The following is a 20,099-nucleotide window of genomic DNA, read 5'->3' as shown; positions in this document are numbered from 1 at the left end:
CCTGCGCACCGATCCGCGCCACGCGTGGGCAGTTGTGCCACCGGCGGCCCGTTGCGAGTGAGAATGGTGAGGTGCACACAGGTGGGCAGGCAGCCGACGCACTCCGGCTCAACACACCTGACGCCGGCGCGGTGGTCCGAAGCCTGATCGGCGTTCTGGCGGTGACTGCGGTCGCCCTGGCGTGGGGTTCGGGCGCGACAGCAATGTGGACACTCGGCGGTGGCGTGATCGCCAGTGCGATCGCGCTGCAGCGCAGCCCCGGCGGCCGGGTGCCGCTGGTGGTCACCGGCTCCGTGGAACTGGCCATCGCGGTGCTGCTCGGCACCCTCGCCGGAGGGCACAGCCCCGTCTTCATCGCGGTGGTCGCCCTGTGGTGCTTCGCCGCGGGCATGCAGTGGTCTCTGGGTGCCAACGCCGGCCTGGTGGCCTCGGCGGCCAGCGCGCTGCTGGTACTGGCACCACCGGTCGCACCGACGCTGGGCCAGTCACTGCTGGCACCCACCCTGGTCATCGTCGCCGGAGTGGTCCAGGCGACGCTGATCGCCGTGTGGCCACCGCGGCGCTGGCGCGCCCAGCGCGACGGACTCACCCGGGCCTACCAGTCGTTGGCCGGTGACGCCCGCAACGTCGCCGCCGACTGCACAGCGACCGTCGACGACGCTCCGCTCACGTGGCTGCGCGAGGTGTTCGCCGACAGTCAGGTGAGTCAGCGACCACGTGCCTACCACGGCGGATATCGCCTCCCGGAGCGCCTCGCCGGCACCTTGGCCTCCTTGCGCTCCACCGCAGACCGTGACAACGCGACCGACGACACGAACCAGGGTGACACGGGACTACCCCAACTGCTGACCGCCGCGGCCGTGCTGCTCGACGCGATCGCCGACCACGGTCACACCGCCCGCCGCGACGCCGAACACGCGCTGGTGCGTGTTCACACCGCCGGTGCCGCCGTGACAGGCCCCGAAGCGGCACTGGCACAACGCTTCTGCGAACAGCTGCGCGAGGCCGCGGTGCTGAGGTTCGGCCAGTTGCACCGGCCCGACCTGATCGGCTCGCTGGCCTCGGCGCCCTCCGTGGTCCGCTCGCACCTGACCTGGACCTCACCGATCCTGCGCCACGCCATCCGGCTGTCGGTGACGGCAGCGCTGGCGGCGGCAGCAGCCCGCTACGGCGGGCTGGAGCACGGCTACTGGATGCCCTTGACCGCCGTGGTGGTGCTGCGGCCGGAAACGGCGCACACCTACACGCGGTGCGCCGGACGCATGGCCGGCCTCGGCGTCGGCATCATCGTCGCCTCGATCCTCACGTTGGTGTGGCAACCCGGCCCGATCGGTTCGGCGATCTGCGCGCTGGTGTTCGTGGGACTGGCCTATGGCGTGGCGCAGTTCGGCTATCTCGCGGTCGGCGCGGCAGTGGGCGCGATCGTCATGTTCGCGGTCGGGGTGAGCGCGTCCGCCCCCTGGTCGGGCAACGCCGACCGACTGTTCGCCGTGCTGATCGGCGGCACCCTGGCCGTGATGGCCCACGTGGCACTGCCCGACCACGCCCTCATCCGGCTGCGCCAGCGCGCCGGGGAACTGCTGATGACCGAGATCGACTACGCCGCACTGGTGATCAAGGCATTCGTGCACGAAATCGACCACCCGGCCGAGATCCTGTCGGCGGCCTGGCAACGGGCCTTCCGGGCCCGCGCGGCATTCGAGGCGGCGTGGGGCGCCACCAGCCTGGAACCCCCGGTCCTGCGGCGCTGGCTGCGGACCTACCGCACCGCGCTGAATTCGGTGACCAGCGCCTGCACCACGCTGGAGAACAGCTTGCCGACGCACCCCTCGTCGGCCCTGCACGGCGAGTTCATCGCTGCGGTGGACGACTACGTGGAGGCCCTGCGCGGCGCACCACCGAGCCCCGCGGTGCCGTGGAGCCTGGACACTGCCGAGCTGTCGACCGCGCTGCGGCGGGTGCACAACGTGGCATCGACGCTGTCGGCCGACAACGGCGCGGCGCGCATTCTGATCGGCGAACTGACCACGATCACCCGCAGCCTGCAGGACATCGCGATCGATCGGGTGGAACCCGCAGGTGATTCGCGCTAGCCCCGCGCCCATTTCGGCAGGATGAACACCCCTTCGGCCTCGGCGGTAATTCCTTGGGCGTCGGAAACATGGCCGGAGGCAAAGGCTTTGATCCCGTCCGTGCGGGTGATCTGCCCCTCGGCGTGCAGATCGCCCAGCGGGGTGGCCCGCAGATAACGGATGGTCAGGGTGCCGGTGAACCGCGGGCGATCCGAATCGCTGGCAGCCACCTCCCCCAGCACGTGATCGAGCACCATCGCGACCATGCCGCCATGGACGTGCCCGGGCGGCCCCTCGTAGGGCGCGCCCAGGTGAAAATCGGTTCGCACCCCGCCGTCGGGGTCCTTCACCATCACCAGGGGCGGTGCGATCGGATTGCGGATGCCGATTGCCGGGTTGCCCCACGGCATCCGGTCACCGTCGGACGTGAAGCGCACGCCGAACGGGCCGTCGATCTGTTTGGCCCGCAACCGCGCGGTCGCGTCGTCGATCTGGGCCCGTACTGCCGCGACCTCCTCGGCGTCCACCTCCGAACGGATGGAGGCATCGATGAGCGCGCGCACCGAACCTGCCAGCGGCGCCCACACCGACCGCAGACGCTGCACGTCCGCGGAACTGAGACCCTCCACATGGGTGTAACCCGGCATCCCAGCACTAGAACACGTTCGACGCGCCGGTGTCGAGCCACCCGGGTAGCGTCGGCACCGTGACGGATCCCGCCCAGACCGAACCGTATTACCGGCTCGGGTCCTATCACCGGCCGACGGACACGACCTCGCCCGCGGCCCAGGTCTGGTTCGACCGCGGCATGGTCTGGTCGTATGCCTTCAACCACGAAGAGGCCATCCGGTGCTTCGAGCGTGCCCTGCATCTCGACCCGGACTTCGCCCTCGCCCGGTGGGGCATCGCCTACGCGGTCGGCCCCAACTACAACAAAGCCTGGGACGCCTTCGATCCGGCCGACCTGAGCACCTCGCTGGCCCGGGCCCGGGCCGAATTGGGGCGGGCTGCGACGGGCCGGGCATCCGCGCTCGAGCGCGACCTGATCTCCGCCCTGCACAAGCGATTTCCGACGGCCGACCCCGACGACGCCGAGGCCCTGACCGCCGGGCACGCCGCCTATGCCGATGCGATGGCGACGCTGGCCGCGGCCCATCCCGAGGACATCGATGTCCAGACACTGGCTGCCGATGCCCTCCTCAACGTGACCGCGTGGGCACTGTGGGACGGCCGCACCGGTGAGCCGGCCCCGGGATCTCTTGTGGTGGAAGCGAAACGGATCCTCGACGGAGCGCTGGCCACCGCCGCCGGACGGCAACACCCCGGAGTATTGCACCTGTACATCCACGCGATGGAGATGTCGACGACGCCGCAGGCCGCCCTACCCGCCGCGGATCTGTTGCGCGGGCTGGTGCCCGACGCCGGGCACCTGCAACACATGGCCAGCCACATCGACGTGCTGTGCGGCGACTACCGCAACTCGGTGGCCGCCAATCTCGCCGCGGTACGGGCTGACAGAAAGTTCGTCGCACGCGAGGGCGCTCTGAACTTCTATTCGCTCTACCGCGCGCACGACCTGCATTTCGTGGTGTATTCGGCGATGTTCGAGGGCAGTCCGCAGATCGCGCTGGACGCGGCCGAGGAACTGGCCGCCCAACTCACCCCTGAGTTGCTCTCGGTCGCCTCACCACCGATGGCGGACTGGTTGGAAGCCTTTGTCCCGTTGCGGGTGCATGTGCTGGTGCGGTTCGGCCGGTGGGACGACCTGATCGCCGAACCGCTGCCCGCCGATCCCGAGCTGTACTGCACCACCACCGCGACCATCCACTACGGCCGGGGCGTCGCATACGCGGCCAAAGGACAGGTGCAGCTGGCCCGCACCGAGCTGGAGGGCTTCCTTGCGGCCTACCGCAACATCCCCGACACGCGCTACCTGTTCAACAACACCAGCCTGGACATCCTGGCCATCGCCGAACAGATGCTGCACGGTGAAATCGCCTACCGGGAGGGCGATTACACTACCGCCTTCACCTACCTTCGCCGGGCCATCGCACTCGACGACGCCCTGCCGTATGACGAACCGTGGGGGTGGATGCAACCGACCAGACACGCCTACGGCGCACTGCTGCTCGAACAGGGCCACGTCGACGAGGCCGCCCGTGTCTACGCGGCCGACCTGGGCCTGGATCCGACACTCAGCCGGTCCAGCCACCATCCGAACAACGTGTGGAGCCTGCACGGCTATCACGAGTGCCTCCGTCGGCTGGGCCGCGACGCCGAGGCTGTGATCATCGGGCAGCAACTGGAGTTGGCCCAGGCCCGCGCCGACATCGCGGTGCAGGCCTCCTGCGCGTGCCGCCTGCAGGTGACGAACGCCTGCTGTGGCCGCGACTGATCCGTCCGGCATCGCCCCGGGCGTAAACTCACCCGCGTGGCTATCAGCGAGAACGACCTCGGTCGGTTGCGCAGATGTGTCGAGTTGGCCCGCGAAGCGCTGGACGACGGTGACGAGCCCTTCGGATCGATCCTCGTCGATCACACCGGAACCACGGTGTTCGCCGACCGCAACAGGGTCAAGGACGGCGATGCCACCCAGCATCCAGAATTCGCCATCGCCCGTTGGGCCGTCGAGCACCTGAGCCCCCAGGATCGCGCCCACGCCACGGTGTACACCTCCGGTGAGCACTGCCCGATGTGCTCTGCCGCGCACGCCTGGGTCGGGCTGGGCCGGATCGTCTACGCCACCTCGTCGGAGCAGCTGGTGGGCTGGCTGTCCGAATGGGGTGTGCCGGCCGCTCCGGTCGCCGCACTGCCGATCACCACCGTGGCGCCCGGCCTCGAGGTGGACGGGCCGGCGACCGAACTGGCCGAGACCATGAAAGACCTGTACGCGGCGAAGTTTCGTGCCTGAGCCGGCGTGGATCGCGCATGCCATCTGGTGGCAGGTCTATCCACTGGGCTTTGTCGGTGCGTTTCCTGCGGACCAGGCGCCGTCAGCCGACGAACATCGGCTGCGCCGGATCGTCGGATGGCTGGATCACGCTGTACAACTGGGCGCGTCCGGCATCGCGCTCGGGCCGATCTTCGCGTCACGAACCCACGGCTACGACACCACCGACCACTTCCGCATCGACCCCCGCCTGGGTGACGAAAACGACTTCGATCACCTGGTGGCCGAGGCCCGACAGCGCGGGCTGCGCATCCTGCTCGACGGGGTGTTCAACCATGTGGGCACCGACTTCGACCGGTACCGACAGGTCGTCGACGGTGGCCCCGATCATCCTGCGTCCCGCTGGTTTCGGCGCAGCGGCAACGCCTCTCGGTTCGACACATTCGAAGGGCACGGTGAGCTGATCGCGCTCAACCACGATGAGCCCGAGGTGGTGGACTACACCGGCACCGTGCTGCGGCACTGGTTGAGCCGCGGCGCGGACGGTTGGCGACTCGACGCCGCCTACGCGGTGCCCGACCGTTTCTGGGCGCAGGTGTTGCCGTCGGTGCGCCGAGAGTTCCCCGACGCCTGGTTCGTCGGGGAGGTCATCCACGGCGACTATTCCGCGACGGTCCGCGCCGCCACTTTCGACTCGGCGACCCAGTACGAGTTGTGGAAGGCGATCTGGAGCAGCCTCAACGACGGCAACTTCCACGAACTGGACTGGGCGCTGAAGCGGCACAACGACTTTCTCGGCACGTTCGTACCGCTGACCTTCGTGGGCAACCATGACGTGACCCGGATCGCCAGTCAGTTGCAGAATGCCGCGCACCTCGAGCACGCGCTGGTACTGCTGCTGACGACGGGCGGAACCCCGAGCATCTACGCCGGCGACGAGTCGGGCTACCGCGGGATCAAGGAGGAGCGCCGCGGTGGCGACGATGCCGTGCGGCCGGAATTCACCACTGCACCAGATGATTCGGATGCACTGCGACTGCACCGGCACCTGATCGGATTACGCCGGCGCCATCCGTGGCTGCACACGGCGCGGACTGCGCCCCTACTGCTGACCAACACCGGCTACGTATACCGGACCGGCGCCGGCGCCGAGTCCCTGATCGTCGCACTCAACATCGACGACGCACCGCTGCCCTTGTCGCTACCGGACCTCGGGGTGCCGTCGGGCCGGGTGATCGCGGGTTCGGGCGCCCCACCGCAGGACGACATCAACCACACCGAGATTCCTCCGCACGGATGGCTGATCATTCAGCCGCACTGAGTATTTCGAGGGTCAGCGGATCCCCGAGACCGTCATAGAACTTGTCCAGCACAGTCTGGAAGTCGGCTCGCTCGGAGGGGTAGGCGGCCGCGGCGAACAGCGTCATGGACGAGCGGACCTTGAGGCAGTCCGGCCAGCCGAGGATCTGCTCGGCCGACCGCCCGTCGACCTGCGCAACCAGCCGAACACACTCCCACAGCCGTGGCCCCAGAACGTCGTGGGCCAGGTAGGCGCCGGCCTCCTGCAAGGACCCGATGCCGTAATGGTCGGCCGTCGAGGTACGACCGAGGCCCACCACACCGGCAACTCCGGTCTCGGCGCCGAGTTCCAATCGTTAGCCAACCGCGATAAGCGCGAGCGGTGTTGTTACGCGTGTGACTGATGTGGCACATGTTTGACTACCGAGGCAAGCGGCAAACTGCTTGGAACACGTGCAGAAAGGACGGTTGGTTGCCGTTATGAAGTTCCTCAACAAGATTCGCGGAGCGTGGACGCGCCGACTGGCAGCTGCGGCAATGGCAGCCGCTACCCTGCCCGCGCTGATCGGTTTCGCAGGAGGTTCGGCGACCGCTGGCGCATTCTCCCGGCCTGGTCTGCCGGTCGAATACCTCGACGTGTTCTCGCCGTCGATGAACCGTGACATCCGCGTCCAGTTCCAGGGCGGCGGACCGCACGCGGTCTACCTGCTTGACGGCCTGCGCGCCCAGGACGACTTCAACGGCTGGGATATCAACACCCCCGCTTTCGAGTGGTACAACGATTCCGGCCTGTCGGTGGTCATGCCGGTCGGCGGACAGTCCAGCTTCTACACCGACTGGTACCAGCCGTCGAAGGGCAACGGTCAGGACTACACCTACAAGTGGGAGACTTTCCTGACGAGCGAACTGCCGACCTGGCTGGCGGCCAACCGCGGCGTGTCGCAGACCGGCAACGCCGTCGTCGGAATCTCGATGGCGGGCAGCGCGGCGCTGACCTACGCGATCCATCACCCGCAGCAGTTCATCTATGCCGGAACGCTTTCGGGCTTCCTGAACCCGTCCGAGGGCTGGTGGCCGATGCTGATCGGTCTGGCGATGAACGACGCCGGCGGATACAACGCCGAGAGCATGTGGGGCCCGTCGACCGACCCGGCCTGGAAGCGCAATGACCCGATGGTCAACATCAACCAGTTGGTCGCCAACAACACCCGCATCTGGATCTACTGCGGCACCGGTACCCCGTCGGACCTCGACACCGGGACCAACGGCGGCAACCTGATGGCGGCCCAGTTCCTCGAAGGGCTGACGCTGCGCACCAACGTCACCTTCCGCGACAACTACATCGCCGCCGGCGGCACCAACGGGGTGTTCAACTTCCCGGCGAACGGCACCCACGCCTGGGGCTACTGGGGACAGCAGTTGCAGCAGATGAAGCCCGACATCCAGCGGGTGCTCGGCGCACAAGCCACCACCTAGAGATCCACCCACCCGGGGAGCCTGTCGTCACCCCAACGGCAGGCTCCCTGCCTTGTGCGCGGGGTACGTTGGTGACGATGGCTCAGTCCTCGTCCTCGTCGAGTTCTTCGCCGAACGCACGGATGCTCGGCGGGATTGCTGCCGCCGCGGTCTCTCTCGGCATCGCTCAACTCCTCAGCATTCCGTTTGGGGCACCGGCCGATCCGCGCAACGCTGTCGGATCGGCGATCGTGGACCTGACACCAGGTCCGGTCAAGGAATGGGTGATTCAAGCCCTGGGCAGCCTGGACAAGCTGTTCCTCGCCGTCGTCGTGCTGGTGGTGATCGCCACCACCGCCGCCCTCGCCGCGACATATGAAACCCGGCACCGCCCGACCGGCAGCGCGATCTTCGTCGCCGCCGGACTGATCGCTTGCGCGGCCGTGCTCTCGCGGCCCGGCGCAACAACGCTCGACGTCGTTCCCACGGTGGTGGGCACCGCATGTGGGGTGGCAGTACTGCGCCTGTTCGTACAGCGTCTCTGGACCACCCCGGATGACGATGCCGAGCGGGTCGACACCACCAGGCGGATGTGGTTGACCACCGCCGGCCTGCTCGGTTTCGGGGCGGCAACCGGACTTCTCGGTGTCGTTGTCGGCCGGGTGACCAGTTCGGTCGCGGCGGAACGCGACACGTCCGTGATACCTCGACCGCGCGTGCCGGCTCCCCCGATACCGTCCGAAGCCCAGCCGAAAAACGTTGCGTTGCCGAGTTTCATCACCGACGGCGCTGACTTCTACCGGGTGGACACCGCGCTCAGCGTTCCGCAGCTGAGTCGTGACACCTGGCGGCTGCGCATTCACGGCATGGTGGGCCGCGAGATCACCTACAGTTTCGACGATCTGGCCCAGTTCGAAGCCGTCGAGAAGGTCGTAACGCTGACCTGTGTATCGAATCCGGTTGGTGGCGACCTGATCTCGAATGGGTTGTGGACCGGGTATCGACTTACCGACCTGCTACGCGCGGCGGCCGTGGACCCGGGTGCGGACATGTTGTTGTCGACCTCAGTGGACGGATTCACCGTGGGCACCCCGGTCGACGCCCTCAACGATGGCCGCGACGCGATGCTGGCCATCGGCCTCAACGGGCAGCCGCTTCCCGTTGAGCACGGCTACCCGGCCAGGTTGGTGGTGGCCGGACTCTACGGCTACGTGTCGGCCACCAAGTGGGTCACCGACCTGGAATTGACCCGCTTCGACCGGGCCGAGGCGTACTGGACCAGACAGGGCTGGGCCGCGCGGGGCCCGATCAAGACCGAGTCGCGCATCGACGTACCGAAGCGAGGTCAGCGGGTGGCGGCGGGCCCGACCACGTTCGGTGGTGTGGCCTGGGCGCAGAATCGCGGCGTAAGGGGCGTCGAGGTCCGAATCGACGACGGCCCATGGCAACCCGCGCAGCTCGGCGCCGCTTATTCCGACCAGACGTGGCGGCTGTGGAGCTTGCCCTGGCAGGCGGCCGGCCCGGGCAACCACACCATCGCGGTGCGGGCCACCGACAACACCGGAGCGGTACAGACGTCAGACGAGGCCCCTACCGTGCCCGACGGCGCCACCGGTTGGCATTCGGTGAACTTCACCGTCGCCTGAGTCTGCGCCAGCTGAATGCCGCGATCACGACGCCGACCACCGCGGTGATCGGGCCGATGACCGACCAGGTGACGGTGTTGCTCATCGGACTGCCCTGCAACACACCGAATCCCTGCAGCGCCCAGATGAGGCCGAACAGCGCCACGATCCCACCGACCGCGAACGTCACGACGTATCCCCTGTTCATGGTTGGATGCTACGTCGCGCAGACGTCTTCCGTCACGGTCGCAGCACCAATTTCCCTCTGGTGTGGCGCTTTTCCAGCGCGGTGTACGCCGCCCGGACATCGTCGAGGGCGAACACTCCGGCAATTGGCACGTCAAGTTCCCCGTTGGCCGCGAGCTCCGCCAACTCTGTGATGATCGCGATGTCCGCCCCCTCGGCATTGCCGGCACCCTGCACACCGAATTCCTCGATGGCCGGGAAATCGATGATGGTGTCGACGCGTTCGGGAGCGACGCCCAACTCGTCGACGGCCAGCTTCACGTAGCCGCCGCCGAAGAAATCGAGGAAGGCGTCGACGCGACCCGACGGGGATGCTGCGCGGAGCCGGGCGGCCAGATCGTCGCCGTAATTGACCGGTATGGCGCCGTGCGCTGTCAGCCACTCATCGTTCGCGGATCCGGCGACACCGAGAACGGTGGCACCGGCGCGCCTGGCAAGCTGCACCGCGATGGCGCCGACACCACCGGCAGCCCCCGCGATCGCCACGGTGTCCCCGGGTTGTAGCCGCACGGCGCGCACCGCCGCGTAGGCGGTGGCACCCACCACATACAGCGATCCGGCGACCTCCCACGGCAAGGCGGGCGGTTTGAGGGCCAGCTGGGCAGCGGGCGCGGTCACGTATTCGGCATGGCTGGCGCGCTCGTCGGTGAATCCGAGCACCTCGTCACCGACGTCGAACCCACTCACTCCCGGTCCGAGCTCAGCCACCACGCCCGCGAGGTCGCTGCCCTGCCCTGAGGGAAAGGTGGCGGGGAACCGGTCGTGCAGCGCGCCACGACGGATCATCGCCTCGCCGGGGTTGATGCCCGCGGCACGCACTTCCACGAGTACCTCGCCTGCGGCCGGAACCGGCCGCGGCACGTCACGGACCTGCAGGACGTCGATCTCGCCGTATTCATCGAATTGCACTGCCTTGCTCATGATCGTTTCTCCTTCATCCGCACCTCCTACGACCGCGCCGGCCCCGAAAACATTCCAGCAGCGAGACTTGGCGCCGCCGCTATCCGGCGGCCTGCGGATACTCACCCGCGAAATCCACATCGTGATCAACAAACGCGCCGCCTAACTGTCGTTCACTTACGGCGAACTCCAACACCGGATGCACCGGGAACAAACCTGACCCCAGCAAGGTTGAGCGCATCAGACTGAACTTTGGAGGTTTTGATGCCTGAACCAATCGCAGTGCCCGTCCTGTTCTTGAGCGAGCCGATCGTGCTGCCCGGAATGGTGGTGCCCGTCGAACTCGACGATGCCGCCCGCACGGCGGTCGATGCCGCTCAGGCCAGCGAATCCGGCAAGCTGCTGATCGCGCCTCGCCTGGACGATCGCTATCCCACCCACGGGGTGATCGCATCGATCGTGCAAGTCGGGCGCATGCCCGGCGGCGCGGAAGCCGCCGTCGTCCGGGGTGAACGCCGCGCGCACATCGGTTCCGGAACCACCGGACCGGGCGCGGCCCTGTGGGTCGAGGTGGAAGAAGCCGCCGACACCGCAGATTCCACGACCGAGGAAACCAAGGCCCTGGCAGCCGAATACAAAAAGCTGCTGCTGGCCATGCTGCAGCGGCGCGAAGCCTGGCAGATCGTCGACGTGGTCAACAAGATCACCGACCCGTCCGCCCTGGCCGACACAGCCGGCTACGCCTCGTACCTGACCGACGTGCAGAGGCGTCAGCTCCTGGAGACCGAGGACACAGCGACGCGCCTGAGCAACCTCATCCAGTGGACCGGCGAGCACCTGGCCGAGGTCGAGGTCAACGACAAGATCGCCGATGACGTCCGAGCCGGGATGGACAAGCAGCAGAAGGAATTCCTGCTGCGCCAGCAACTGGCCGCCATCCGCAAGGAACTCGGCGAGGGCGAACCGGAGGGGTCCGATGATTACCGGGCGCGGGTCGAGGCCGCCGACTTGCCGGACAAGGTCCGCGAAGCCGCCCTGCGTGAGGTCGGCAAGCTGGAACGCTCCAGCGACCAGAGCCCCGAAGCCGGCTGGATCCGGACCTGGCTGGACACCGTGCTCGACCTGCCGTGGAACGTGCGGACCGAGGACTCGACCGACCTCAAGGGCGCTCGCGAAATTCTGGACGCCGACCACCACGGACTGGACGACGTCAAGGACCGCATCGTCGAATACCTGGCCGTCCGGGCCCGCCGCGCCCAGCGCGGCATGGCCGTCGTGGGCGGTCGCGGTTCGGGTGCCGTGATGGTGTTGGCCGGTCCGCCCGGGGTCGGCAAGACCTCGCTGGGCGAGTCCGTGGCCCGCGCATTGGGTCGCAAGTTCGTGCGCGTCGCCCTGGGCGGTGTGCGTGACGAGGCCGAGATCCGTGGCCACCGGCGTACCTACGTCGGCGCACTGCCGGGTCGCGTCGTGCGGGCCATCGGCGAAGCAGGTTCGATGAATCCCGTTGTGCTGCTGGACGAGATCGACAAGGTGGGCTCGGACTACCGGGGCGATCCGGCGGCCGCACTGCTGGAGGTGCTGGATCCCGCGCAGAACCACACGTTCCGCGACCATTACCTGGATCTCGACCTGGACCTGTCCGACGTGGTGTTCCTGGCGACGGCCAACGTCATCGAGAACATCCCGTCCGCTCTGCTGGACCGGATGGAACTGGTGCAGATCGACGGTTACACCGAGGACGACAAGGTCGCCATCGCCCGGGACTTCCTGCTGCCCCGGCAGGCCGAGCGTGCGGCGCTGACCGATTCCGAGGTGGCGGTGACGGACGCGGCGTTGCGCAAGATCGCTGCGGACTACACCCGCGAGCCAGGCGTTCGGCAGTTCGAGCGGTTGCTGGCCAAGGCGCTGCGCAAGGTCACGACGAAGCTGGCCGGTGCCGGTGCACCGATCACGATCGACGAGCCCGATCTCGTCGAGTACCTGGGTCGTCCACGGTTCACCCCCGAGTCCGACGAGCGCACCGCGGTGCCGGGTGTGGCGACCGGCCTGGCCGTCACGGGCCTGGGCGGCGATGTGCTCTACATCGAGGCCAACGGGAACGACGGCGAACCGAGCCTGAAGCTGACGGGTCAGCTGGGCGACGTCATGAAGGAATCGGCGCAGATCGCGCTGTCCTACGTGCGGGCCCACGCCGAGCAGTTGGGCGTCGACCCGTTGGCACTGGACCGCCAGATCCACGTGCACGTCCCCGCGGGTGCGGTTCCGAAGGACGGTCCTTCGGCCGGCGTCACCATGGTGACCGCACTGGTGTCCATGGCCACCGGTCGACAGGTGCGCGGCGATGTCGGTATGACCGGTGAGGTCACGCTGAACGGCCGGGTACTGCCGATCGGCGGCGTCAAGCAGAAGCTGCTGGCGGCGCAACGTGCGGGCCTGAGGACGGTGTTCATCCCGGCGCGCAACGAACCCGATCTGGACGACGTGCCCACTGAAGTGCTGGCGGTGCTCGACGTTCGGCCCATGACCGACGTGGCCGACATCCTCGTGGCGGCGCTGGAGCCGGCCCGAGAGGCGGCGACGGCCGCCGCGTAACAACCGCTGCGCCGACAGACGTCCGCCGTGGTGACGCCCGAAGTCATCACGGCGGACGTCTTGGTGTGAGGGCGATACGACGGACAGCAGCCTGGGTACCCCTTGTCCGACCCAACGACGGGAGCGCCCATGGACGAAACCGAGCTCGACCAATGGGACGCTGTCGTCACACAGCAGGTGAAGTCGTTGGCGGGTCCGATCGCGAAGTGGTGAGAACGCCGCGGCGGCCCTGCATTCCGGCGCGGTCGTACTGGTGTTTCCCGGCGGGGATTACGACGCCTACCGCCCCACCGCCGAGGCGAACACCATCGACTTCAACGGGCGAACCGGATACGTCCGCACCGCGCTCGCCGCCGGGGTCCCGATCGTGCCGCCCAACCTGCCCCTGCCGACCAAAGTCGTCACCGAGGTCCTGCCTCCGATCGACATCACCGCACGGTTCGGCGCCGATCCCGATGTCGGCGTCGTCGACTCGCATATCCGAGAAGTCATGCAGACGGCCCTGAACCGGCTCGCCTCACATCGCCGGTTCCCGATATTGGGTTAGCAGCCGAGGAAATTGCCGGGCTGGCTGCAGCCGTCATCTCCCCGCCTGCAATCCTTCACGGTGTGACGTCAGATACATCCACGGACGAACGGCACCTTTCCCGTCAGCTGTCGAACCGGCACATCCAGCTGATCGCGATCGGCGGAGCGATCGGAACGGGCCTGTTCATGGGTTCCGGCAAGACCATTTCGCTGGCCGGCCCGTCGGTGCTCTTCGTCTACATGATCATCGGCTTCATGCTGTTCTTCGTCATGCGGGCCATGGGCGAATTGCTGCTGTCCAACCTGCATTACAAGTCGTTCGCGGATTTCGCCGCAGACCTGCTCGGCCCGTGGGCGGGGTTCTTCACCGGCTGGACATACTGGTTCTGCTGGATCGTCACCGGTGTCGCCGACGTCGTGGTGATCGCTGGGTACGTGTCCTTCTGGTGGCCGGACCTGCCGCTGTGGATACCGGCACTGGCCACGGTCGTGGTGCTCATCGGACTGAACCTGCCGACCGTGCGGGCCTTCGGTGAGACCGAGTTCTGGTTCGCCTTGATCAAGATCGTCGCGATCGTGACGTTGATCGTCATCGGCCTCGTGATGATCTTCACCCACTTCAAGGCACCCACGGGCGCCGAAGCATCCTTCGCCAACCTGTGGAACGACGGCGGCTTCTTCCCCACCGGCCCAATGGGATTCGTGGCCGGGTTCCAGATCGCGACTTTCGCATTCGTTGGAATCGAGTTGGTGGGCACCACCGCCGCCGAGGCCAAGGACCCGGAACGCAACCTGCCCAAGGCGATCAACTCGATCCCCGTGCGCGTCATGCTCTTCTATGTCGCCGCTCTGACCATCATCATCGCGGTCACACCGTGGCGCGAGATCGACCCCAGCCTCAGCCCGTTCGTGGCCATGTTCAGCCTCGCGGGCCTGGGAATCGCCGCGTCGGTGGTCAACTTCGTGGTGCTCACCTCGGCGACGTCGTCAGCCAACTCCGGCATCTATTCGACCTCCCGGATGGTCTACGGCCTGGCCACCGAAGGTGACGCACCCACCCTGTTCGGCCGGCTCACCTCCCGGCGCGTGCCCGCCAACGCGTTGTTCCTGTCGGGGGTGTTCCTGCTGACCGGCGTGGTCATGGTTGCTGCCGGCGACTCGATCGTCGCGGCGTTCACCTTGGTCACCACCATCTCGTCGCTGTGCTTCATCTTCGTCTGGACGATCATCCTGGTCAGCTACCTCGTGTACCGCAAACGCCGGCCGGAACTGCACGAGGCGTCGAAGTTCAAGATGCCCGGCGGTGTCGTGATGTGTTACGTCGTCCTGGCCTTCTTCGCCTTCCTGCTGTGGGCGTTCACCCAGAAGGCAGACACCCTGCAGGCCGAACTGGTGACGCCGGCGTGGTTCCTGGTTCTGGGTATCGCCTGGTTGGTGCTGCGGCGTCGCCCCGGACATCTGGCCCGCGAAGCCGCCTTCCACGCCGATCTCGAGTCGAAGGATTCTGACTGACGGTCGCTAGGGTTGCGTCATGGTGGATCTTCGTGATCTGAAGCGACGCATCGTCCACGGCGCCCAACGCCGCATCGTCAACCCGGTCGGGCGCCAGCTGCCCGTCACCATGCTGGAGACCGTCGGCCGCAAATCCGGCCAACCGCGGCACACCGCCGTGGGCGGCCGGGTGATCGGCGATCAGTTCTGGATGGTCTCCGAGCACGGCGACCGGTCCCATTACGTGCTCAACATCAAGGCCAATCCCGCTGTGCGGCTCCGGATCAACGGGCATTGGCGGACGGGGACGGCGCACCTGCTGCCCGACGACGACCCGGTCGCAAGACTGACAGAGCTGCCGACGCTCAACAGCGCGGTGGTCCGCGCCATGGGCAGCGATCTGCTCACCCTCCGCATCGACCTCGACTGACATGGCCTTCGACGCCGATCTGGCCGACCGTATCCGCGAATTGACGGCAACCGAGAGCGGTCTCGACGAGAAGCGCATGTTCGGTGGGTTGGCGTTCCTGATCAACGGCAACATGGCCGTCGCGGCCAGCCGCGAGGGCGGCCTGATGGTGCGGGTCGCGCGGGCCGACAGCGACACACTGCTGCAGCGTGCCCATGTCGAGCCGATGGTCATGGGTGGCCGGGAGATGCGGGGATGGCTGCGGATCGCGGGCCCGGGCATCAAGACCAGACGCCAGCTCCAAACGTGGGTCGCCCGCGGTATCGACTACGCCAAGAGCCTGCCGCCCAAATAGTTTCCGGGACGCCGGTGAGAATCACCATTAACATAGAAGCCGTCTGACAACGACGGGGGCGCACTTCACATGTTGACCGCAGTACGCAAGATTCTCGGCTTCCAGATGACCATCGCCGAGTGGATCGGAACCGCCATCATCCTCGCGGTCCCCTATCTGCTCATCGGCCTGATCTGGTCGCTCACCCACACCAGCCACCTGGCCGGAATGCACGGTGCCGACGCCGTGGTGTCCTTCCTGGGCTCCATCGTGTCCTGGCCGGTCCTGCTGTTCACCAACGTGTGCATGAACTGACGGGGAGACTCCACATGAATTCCATCCCCGCCAACCGGATCTCGATCACTCGGCGCACCGCGCGCTGGTCCGACGACGACGTCACCATCGCCGATGCGATGGACCTCTGGGGCTTCGCCGCGGGCGCAGCCAACGTGATCATGCAGCTGTCCGCACCCGGCGTCGGCTACGGCGTTGTGGAGAGCACCGTGGATTCCGGCAATCTGCTCAAGCATCCATGGAAACGCGCCCGCACCACCTTGAGCTATCTGGCGGTCGCGATCCTCGGCAATTCCGAGGACCGGGCGGCGTTCCGCGATGCGGTCGACGTGGCACACCGGCAGGTCCGGTCCGGCCCGGCAAGTCCCGTGCAGTACAACGCCTTCGACCGCGACCTGCAGATGTGGGTGGCCGCCTGCCTGTTCGTCGGGCTCGAAGATGTCTATCAACTGCTGCGGGGCCAGATGACCGACGCGCAGGCCGAGCAGTTCTATCAATCCGCCGCCACGCTGGGCACCACTCTTCAGGTCAGCGAGCAGCAGTGGCCGCCGACGCGGTCCGATTTCGACACCTATTGGGACACCGAGTGCAGGCGGGTCCAGATGGACGACGTCGTCAGGCGGTATCTGCACGATCTGGTGGACCTGCGGATGATCAACCCGCTGCTGCGAATACCGTTCCGGCCGCTGCTGAAATTCCTGACCACCGGATTTCTGGCGCCGGTGTTCCGAGAAGCCGTCGGCTTCGGTTGGGGCCGGGGCCGGCAGCGATTGTTCGAATGGCTGTTCCTGGCCGTGGTATTCGGCAACCGGTTCCTGCCGGTGTTCATCCGCCAGGGCGGCAGTTATCTGCTGCTTGCCGACGTGCGCCGGCGGACGGCGGCCGACAAGGCGCTGATCTGATGAACCGGATCCAGCGGATCCTGGGCCACCGGGTCAGCGTCGAGCAGATGCTCGAGACCTTGATGTGGCTGGCCCTGCCCTACCTGGTAATCGGACTGGTCTGGACGTTCTTCCATCCCGAACAGGTGCAGTTGATCGAGTCGAGCCTGCTGACCAAGTTTCCGGCCGGCGCCGATCTGGTGGCCTTCGGCCAGGTGACGCTGCTGTGGCCGGTCCTGCTACTGGGCGCCGATGTGTGCGTTGCGACGTGAGCGCAGCAGCCGCGCGGCCGGGCGCACGTCGGGAGTCACGGTAAGTCGACGCTACCGTTCCCGCCGCCGCGACAGTTGGCTAGGGTCTTGCGTCGTGAAGGCTTGCCTCGTCGTAGTTGCCGCCGCCGCCGCTGCGCTCACCGGATGCGCGTCGGGAACCGTCGTCAACACCGACGATGCCGCCGCACCCCCGCCCACGAGCAGCACCGCACCGCCGCCGCAGTTCGGGACCGCGAACCTGGTCAACGCCGCCGAATACGCCATCGAGGTCAACGGTCGCAAGGGTTACTACTTCAGCACCCCGAGTGGGCGCTGGCAGTGCGCGATCCTGCCTCGCGACCGCGCCGGGTGCCAACCGGCGGGTGGCGCCTCGACGATGAGCGTGACGGGCGCCCCCGAGACCGTGCCCGATGCCACTGGCGGGAGCGCAGCACCGAATGCGCTGGTTCTCGACCGGGATGCCGACGCGCATTTCGCCAACCTCGCGCAGCCGGATTTCACGCAATCGGCCGCAGTCGTGCTGCCGTTCGGCAAGGTGCTCGCGGTGGCGGGTTTCCGCTGCAACGTCCAGGAGCAGTCCGGGGTGTCCTGCGTGCGGGAGGTGACGGGCCGAGGTTTCACGTTCTCCGCCGAGGGCTACACCCTGCACTACACCGACGTCCCCTAGCGATGGCAGATGATCAGGATCGGCACCTCGGGCTGGTCGTACGACCACTGGACCGGGGTGCTCTATCCGCGGGGTACCCGGGCGAATGCGAGGCTGGCCCACTACGTCGGTGAGTTCGACACCGTGGAACTCAACGGCAGCTTCTACCGCTGGCCCACCGATACGACGTTCACCGGGTGGCGCGACCAGATGCCCGAAGGTTTCACCATGTCGGTCAAGGCGCACCGCGGGTTGACCCACTACCGGCGGCTGCGATCACCGGAGCCCTGGACCCCACGGTTCGAGCAGTACTGGCAACTGATGGGCCCCCACAACGAAGCCCTGCTGGTCCAGCTTCACCCCGCCCTCGAGCGCGACGACACACTACTGGCCGATTTCCTGTTGCAACTCCCCCGCGAGGTCCGGGTGGCGATGGAACTGCGACACCCGTCGTGGCACAAGCCCTCCGTGTTCCGGCTGTTGGAACGCTTCGGCGCCGCCTACGTCGTGATGAGCGGTCCCGGGTTGACCTGTCGTCCGGTGACCACCAGCGACCTGGTCTACGTCCGCATGCACGGCCCGGGCGACGACCACAACCGCATGTATGCCGGTTCGTACTCCGACGACGAGCTGCACCGGTGGGCACAGCGCGTCCGCCGGTGGGACCGCGACAACCACCGCGTCGTCGTGTACTTCAACAACGATCTCGGTGGTCACGCAGTGCGCAACGCCCGAAAGCTGAGGCTGTTGGTCGCGGGCGAGTAGGCTGGATCGACATGACAACGTCGTCCACAATCGCGATCGTCGGCGGTGGCCTGGCCGGAGCCAAGGCCGCTGAAGCACTGCGGGACAACGACTTTGACGGCCATGTCGTGCTGTTCTCCGCCGAGGACCACCTGCCCTACGAGCGGCCGCCGCTGTCCAAGGAATATCTGGCGGGCAAGAAGAAACTCGGCGACTTCACCACCGATCCGGCGTCCTGGTACCGCGACCACAACATCGACCTGAGACTGGGAACCGAAGTCAGTGCCGTCAACGCCGCCGAGCACACGCTCTCGCTGCCAGACGGCACCACCGTCGGCTACGACAAGCTGCTGCTGGCCACCGGGTCCTCGTCACGTCGGCCACCGATCCCAGGATCGGACGCCGCTGGTGTGTACTATCTGCGCACTATCGACGACGCCGAGGCCCTGAGCGCGACGTTGACCCCCGGTTCGACACTGGCCATCGTGGGAGCCGGATGGATCGGACTGGAAGTCGCCGCCGGTGCGCGCGACCGCGATGTGAACGTCAGGGTCGTCGAGTCGGCACACCTTCCGCTGCTGGCCGCCCTGGGCGCCGAGGTGGGTGAGGTGTTCGCGCATCTGCACCGCGAGCACGGCGTCGATCTGCGACTGGACCAGTCGGTGAAGGAGGTCACCACCGACAACGGCACCGCCACCGGACTACGGCTCGGGGACGGCTCGACCGTCGCCGCGGACGCGGTACTGATCGCCGTCGGCGCGGCACCGAACATCGGGCTCGCCGAACAGGCCGGGCTGGCCATCGCCGACGGCGGAGTGCTCGTCGACGCGTCGCTGCGCAGCAGCGATCCCGACATCTACGCGGTGGGCGACATCGCGGCCGCGCAGCATCCGCTGTTCGGGGTCCGGATCCGCACCGAGCACTGGGCCAACGCGCTCAAGCAGCCCGCGGTGGCGGTCGCGGGCATGTTGGGCTCGGGCCCGGAATCCGCCCGGGAATACTCAGAACTGCCCTATTTCTTCACCGATCAGTACGACCTCGGAATGGAATATGTGGGCCACGCCCCCGAATATCAGCGGGTGGTTTTCCGCGGCGACGTTGCTGGGCGCGAGTTCGTGGCCTTCTGGCTCGACGCCGACAACCGCGTACTGGCGGGGATGAATGTCAACGTGTGGGACGTCCTTGACGACGTCAAGGCGCTGATCCGATCGGGCGCCCCGGTGGATCCAGATCGCATCGCCGACCCGTCGCAGCCGTTGCCCACCCGGTAGCTGCGGGCGCCACGCCTGCCCGGCGGGCGAATACCGTGCAGCACAACAACATTCTCGCGCGGTCCGGGGTACACGCTAACGTGCATGAGACACGTGCAGGTATCACCCCGGCCCGCGTGCAATATCCACGATGGCAGGAAGGTGAGCATC

20 protein-coding genes and 1 pseudogene are annotated in these 20,099 nt (G+C 67.2%); 17 read left to right on the top strand and 4 right to left on the bottom strand.

Annotation, left to right across the window (positions count from 1 at the left end; translation table 11 throughout):
* Positions 1 to 71: 71 nt before the first annotated feature.
* Positions 72 to 2,093 (top strand): FUSC family protein, encoded by a 2,022-nt coding sequence (locus HBE63_RS12900; RefSeq protein WP_166905098.1) that lies wholly within the window; start codon positions 72 to 74, stop codon positions 2,091 to 2,093.
* On the opposite strand, the gene HBE63_RS12895 is transcribed toward HBE63_RS12900, so the two are convergent.
* Complete coding sequence (locus tag HBE63_RS12895; RefSeq protein ID WP_166905097.1) at positions 2,090 to 2,719, bottom strand: PaaI family thioesterase; 630 nt, start codon at positions 2,717 to 2,719, stop codon at positions 2,090 to 2,092. The genes HBE63_RS12900 and HBE63_RS12895 overlap by 4 nt on opposite strands.
* A 161-nt stretch (positions 2,720 to 2,880) precedes the next feature.
* Here HBE63_RS12895 and HBE63_RS12890 point away from each other — a divergent pair, with 161 nt between their 5' ends.
* The 3 genes from HBE63_RS12890 to HBE63_RS12880 are packed head-to-tail and all read left to right on the top strand — an operon-like array spanning position 2,881 to position 6,283.
* Entirely contained in the window at positions 2,881 to 4,467 is a 1,587-nt protein-coding gene (locus HBE63_RS12890) for a hypothetical protein (RefSeq protein ID WP_243858719.1), read from the top strand.
* 36 nt (positions 4,468 to 4,503) lie between these two features.
* Positions 4,504 to 4,983 carry a nucleoside deaminase gene (locus tag HBE63_RS12885; protein ID WP_166905095.1) on the top strand — a complete coding sequence of 160 codons (480 nt, stop codon included), beginning with the start codon at positions 4,504 to 4,506 and terminating at the stop codon, positions 4,981 to 4,983.
* Positions 4,976 to 6,283, top strand: coding sequence for an alpha-amylase family glycosyl hydrolase (locus tag HBE63_RS12880; protein ID WP_166905094.1), 1,308 nt, complete (start codon positions 4,976 to 4,978; stop codon positions 6,281 to 6,283). The genes HBE63_RS12885 and HBE63_RS12880 overlap by 8 nt, the downstream gene beginning before the upstream one ends.
* Here HBE63_RS12880 and HBE63_RS12875 read toward each other — a convergent pair.
* Positions 6,267 to 6,614 carry a DUF1810 family protein gene (locus HBE63_RS12875; protein WP_166905093.1) on the bottom strand — a complete coding sequence of 116 codons (348 nt, stop codon included), beginning with the start codon at positions 6,612 to 6,614 and terminating at the stop codon, positions 6,267 to 6,269. The two genes, HBE63_RS12880 and HBE63_RS12875, sit on opposite strands and share 17 nt — an antisense overlap.
* A gap of 127 nt (positions 6,615 to 6,741) precedes the next feature.
* Between HBE63_RS12875 and HBE63_RS12870 the strand changes: the two genes are divergently transcribed.
* Both HBE63_RS12870 and HBE63_RS12865 read left to right on the top strand, forming a co-directional pair.
* On the top strand, positions 6,742 to 7,737 hold the full coding sequence (locus HBE63_RS12870; protein ID WP_166905092.1) for an esterase family protein: 996 nt from the start codon (positions 6,742 to 6,744) through the stop codon (positions 7,735 to 7,737).
* Between the two features lie 77 nt (positions 7,738 to 7,814).
* Entirely contained in the window at positions 7,815 to 9,362 is a 1,548-nt protein-coding gene (locus tag HBE63_RS12865) for a molybdopterin-dependent oxidoreductase (RefSeq protein WP_243858624.1), read from the top strand.
* Here HBE63_RS12865 and HBE63_RS12860 read toward each other — a convergent pair.
* Both HBE63_RS12860 and HBE63_RS12855 read right to left on the bottom strand, forming a co-directional pair.
* Complete coding sequence (locus tag HBE63_RS12860) at positions 9,349 to 9,549, bottom strand: hypothetical protein (protein WP_166905091.1); 201 nt, start codon at positions 9,547 to 9,549, stop codon at positions 9,349 to 9,351. The genes HBE63_RS12865 and HBE63_RS12860 overlap by 14 nt on opposite strands.
* A 32-nt stretch (positions 9,550 to 9,581) precedes the next feature.
* Positions 9,582 to 10,508, bottom strand: coding sequence for an NADP-dependent oxidoreductase (locus tag HBE63_RS12855; RefSeq protein WP_166905090.1), 927 nt, complete (start codon positions 10,506 to 10,508; stop codon positions 9,582 to 9,584).
* A 243-nt stretch (positions 10,509 to 10,751) separates the two neighbouring features.
* Here HBE63_RS12855 and lon point away from each other — a divergent pair, with 243 nt between their 5' ends.
* From lon to HBE63_RS12800, 11 genes and pseudogenes are all read left to right on the top strand, one after another.
* Complete coding sequence (gene lon / locus HBE63_RS12850; RefSeq protein ID WP_166905089.1) at positions 10,752 to 13,079, top strand: endopeptidase La; 2,328 nt, start codon at positions 10,752 to 10,754, stop codon at positions 13,077 to 13,079.
* A 205-nt stretch (positions 13,080 to 13,284) separates the two neighbouring features.
* A pseudogene (locus HBE63_RS12845) lies at positions 13,285 to 13,626 on the top strand (glycerol acyltransferase); the annotation flags it as partial.
* A gap of 62 nt (positions 13,627 to 13,688) precedes the next feature.
* The gene (gene cycA, locus HBE63_RS12840) at positions 13,689 to 15,119 is read left to right on the top strand and encodes a D-serine/D-alanine/glycine transporter (RefSeq protein ID WP_166905088.1); all 1,431 of its coding nucleotides are present in this window, start codon (positions 13,689 to 13,691) and stop codon (positions 15,117 to 15,119) included.
* A gap of 19 nt (positions 15,120 to 15,138) precedes the next feature.
* Positions 15,139 to 15,528, top strand: coding sequence for a nitroreductase/quinone reductase family protein (locus HBE63_RS12835; RefSeq protein WP_166905087.1), 390 nt, complete (start codon positions 15,139 to 15,141; stop codon positions 15,526 to 15,528).
* Position 15,529: 1 nt separating this feature from the next.
* Entirely contained in the window at positions 15,530 to 15,862 is a 333-nt protein-coding gene (locus HBE63_RS12830) for a TfoX/Sxy family protein (RefSeq protein ID WP_166905086.1), read from the top strand.
* A gap of 69 nt (positions 15,863 to 15,931) precedes the next feature.
* Positions 15,932 to 16,156: a hypothetical protein gene (locus HBE63_RS12825; RefSeq protein WP_166905085.1), complete on the top strand. Its 225-nt coding sequence runs from the start codon at positions 15,932 to 15,934 to the stop codon at positions 16,154 to 16,156.
* 14 nt (positions 16,157 to 16,170) lie between these two features.
* Complete coding sequence (locus tag HBE63_RS12820; protein WP_208301357.1) at positions 16,171 to 17,037, top strand: oxygenase MpaB family protein; 867 nt, start codon at positions 16,171 to 16,173, stop codon at positions 17,035 to 17,037.
* Complete coding sequence (locus HBE63_RS12815; RefSeq protein ID WP_166905084.1) at positions 17,037 to 17,288, top strand: hypothetical protein; 252 nt, start codon at positions 17,037 to 17,039, stop codon at positions 17,286 to 17,288. The genes HBE63_RS12820 and HBE63_RS12815 overlap by 1 nt, the downstream gene beginning before the upstream one ends.
* Positions 17,289 to 17,382: 94 nt before the next feature.
* Entirely contained in the window at positions 17,383 to 17,955 is a 573-nt protein-coding gene (locus HBE63_RS12810; protein WP_166905083.1) for a hypothetical protein, read from the top strand.
* Positions 17,956 to 17,964: 9 nt separating this feature from the next.
* Positions 17,965 to 18,699, top strand: a complete 735-nt coding sequence (locus HBE63_RS12805; RefSeq protein WP_166905082.1) for a DUF72 domain-containing protein — start codon at positions 17,965 to 17,967, stop codon at positions 18,697 to 18,699.
* 11 nt (positions 18,700 to 18,710) lie between these two features.
* Positions 18,711 to 19,949, top strand: coding sequence for an NAD(P)/FAD-dependent oxidoreductase (locus HBE63_RS12800; protein WP_166905081.1), 1,239 nt, complete (start codon positions 18,711 to 18,713; stop codon positions 19,947 to 19,949).
* Positions 19,950 to 20,099: the final 150 nt, after the last annotated feature.

The organism is Mycobacterium sp. DL440, from assembly GCF_011745145.1.
Classification (GTDB): domain Bacteria; phylum Actinomycetota; class Actinomycetes; order Mycobacteriales; family Mycobacteriaceae; genus Mycobacterium.
Note: the sequence above shows the minus strand (reverse complement) of the source record. Positions and strands in the feature narration are given on the sequence as shown.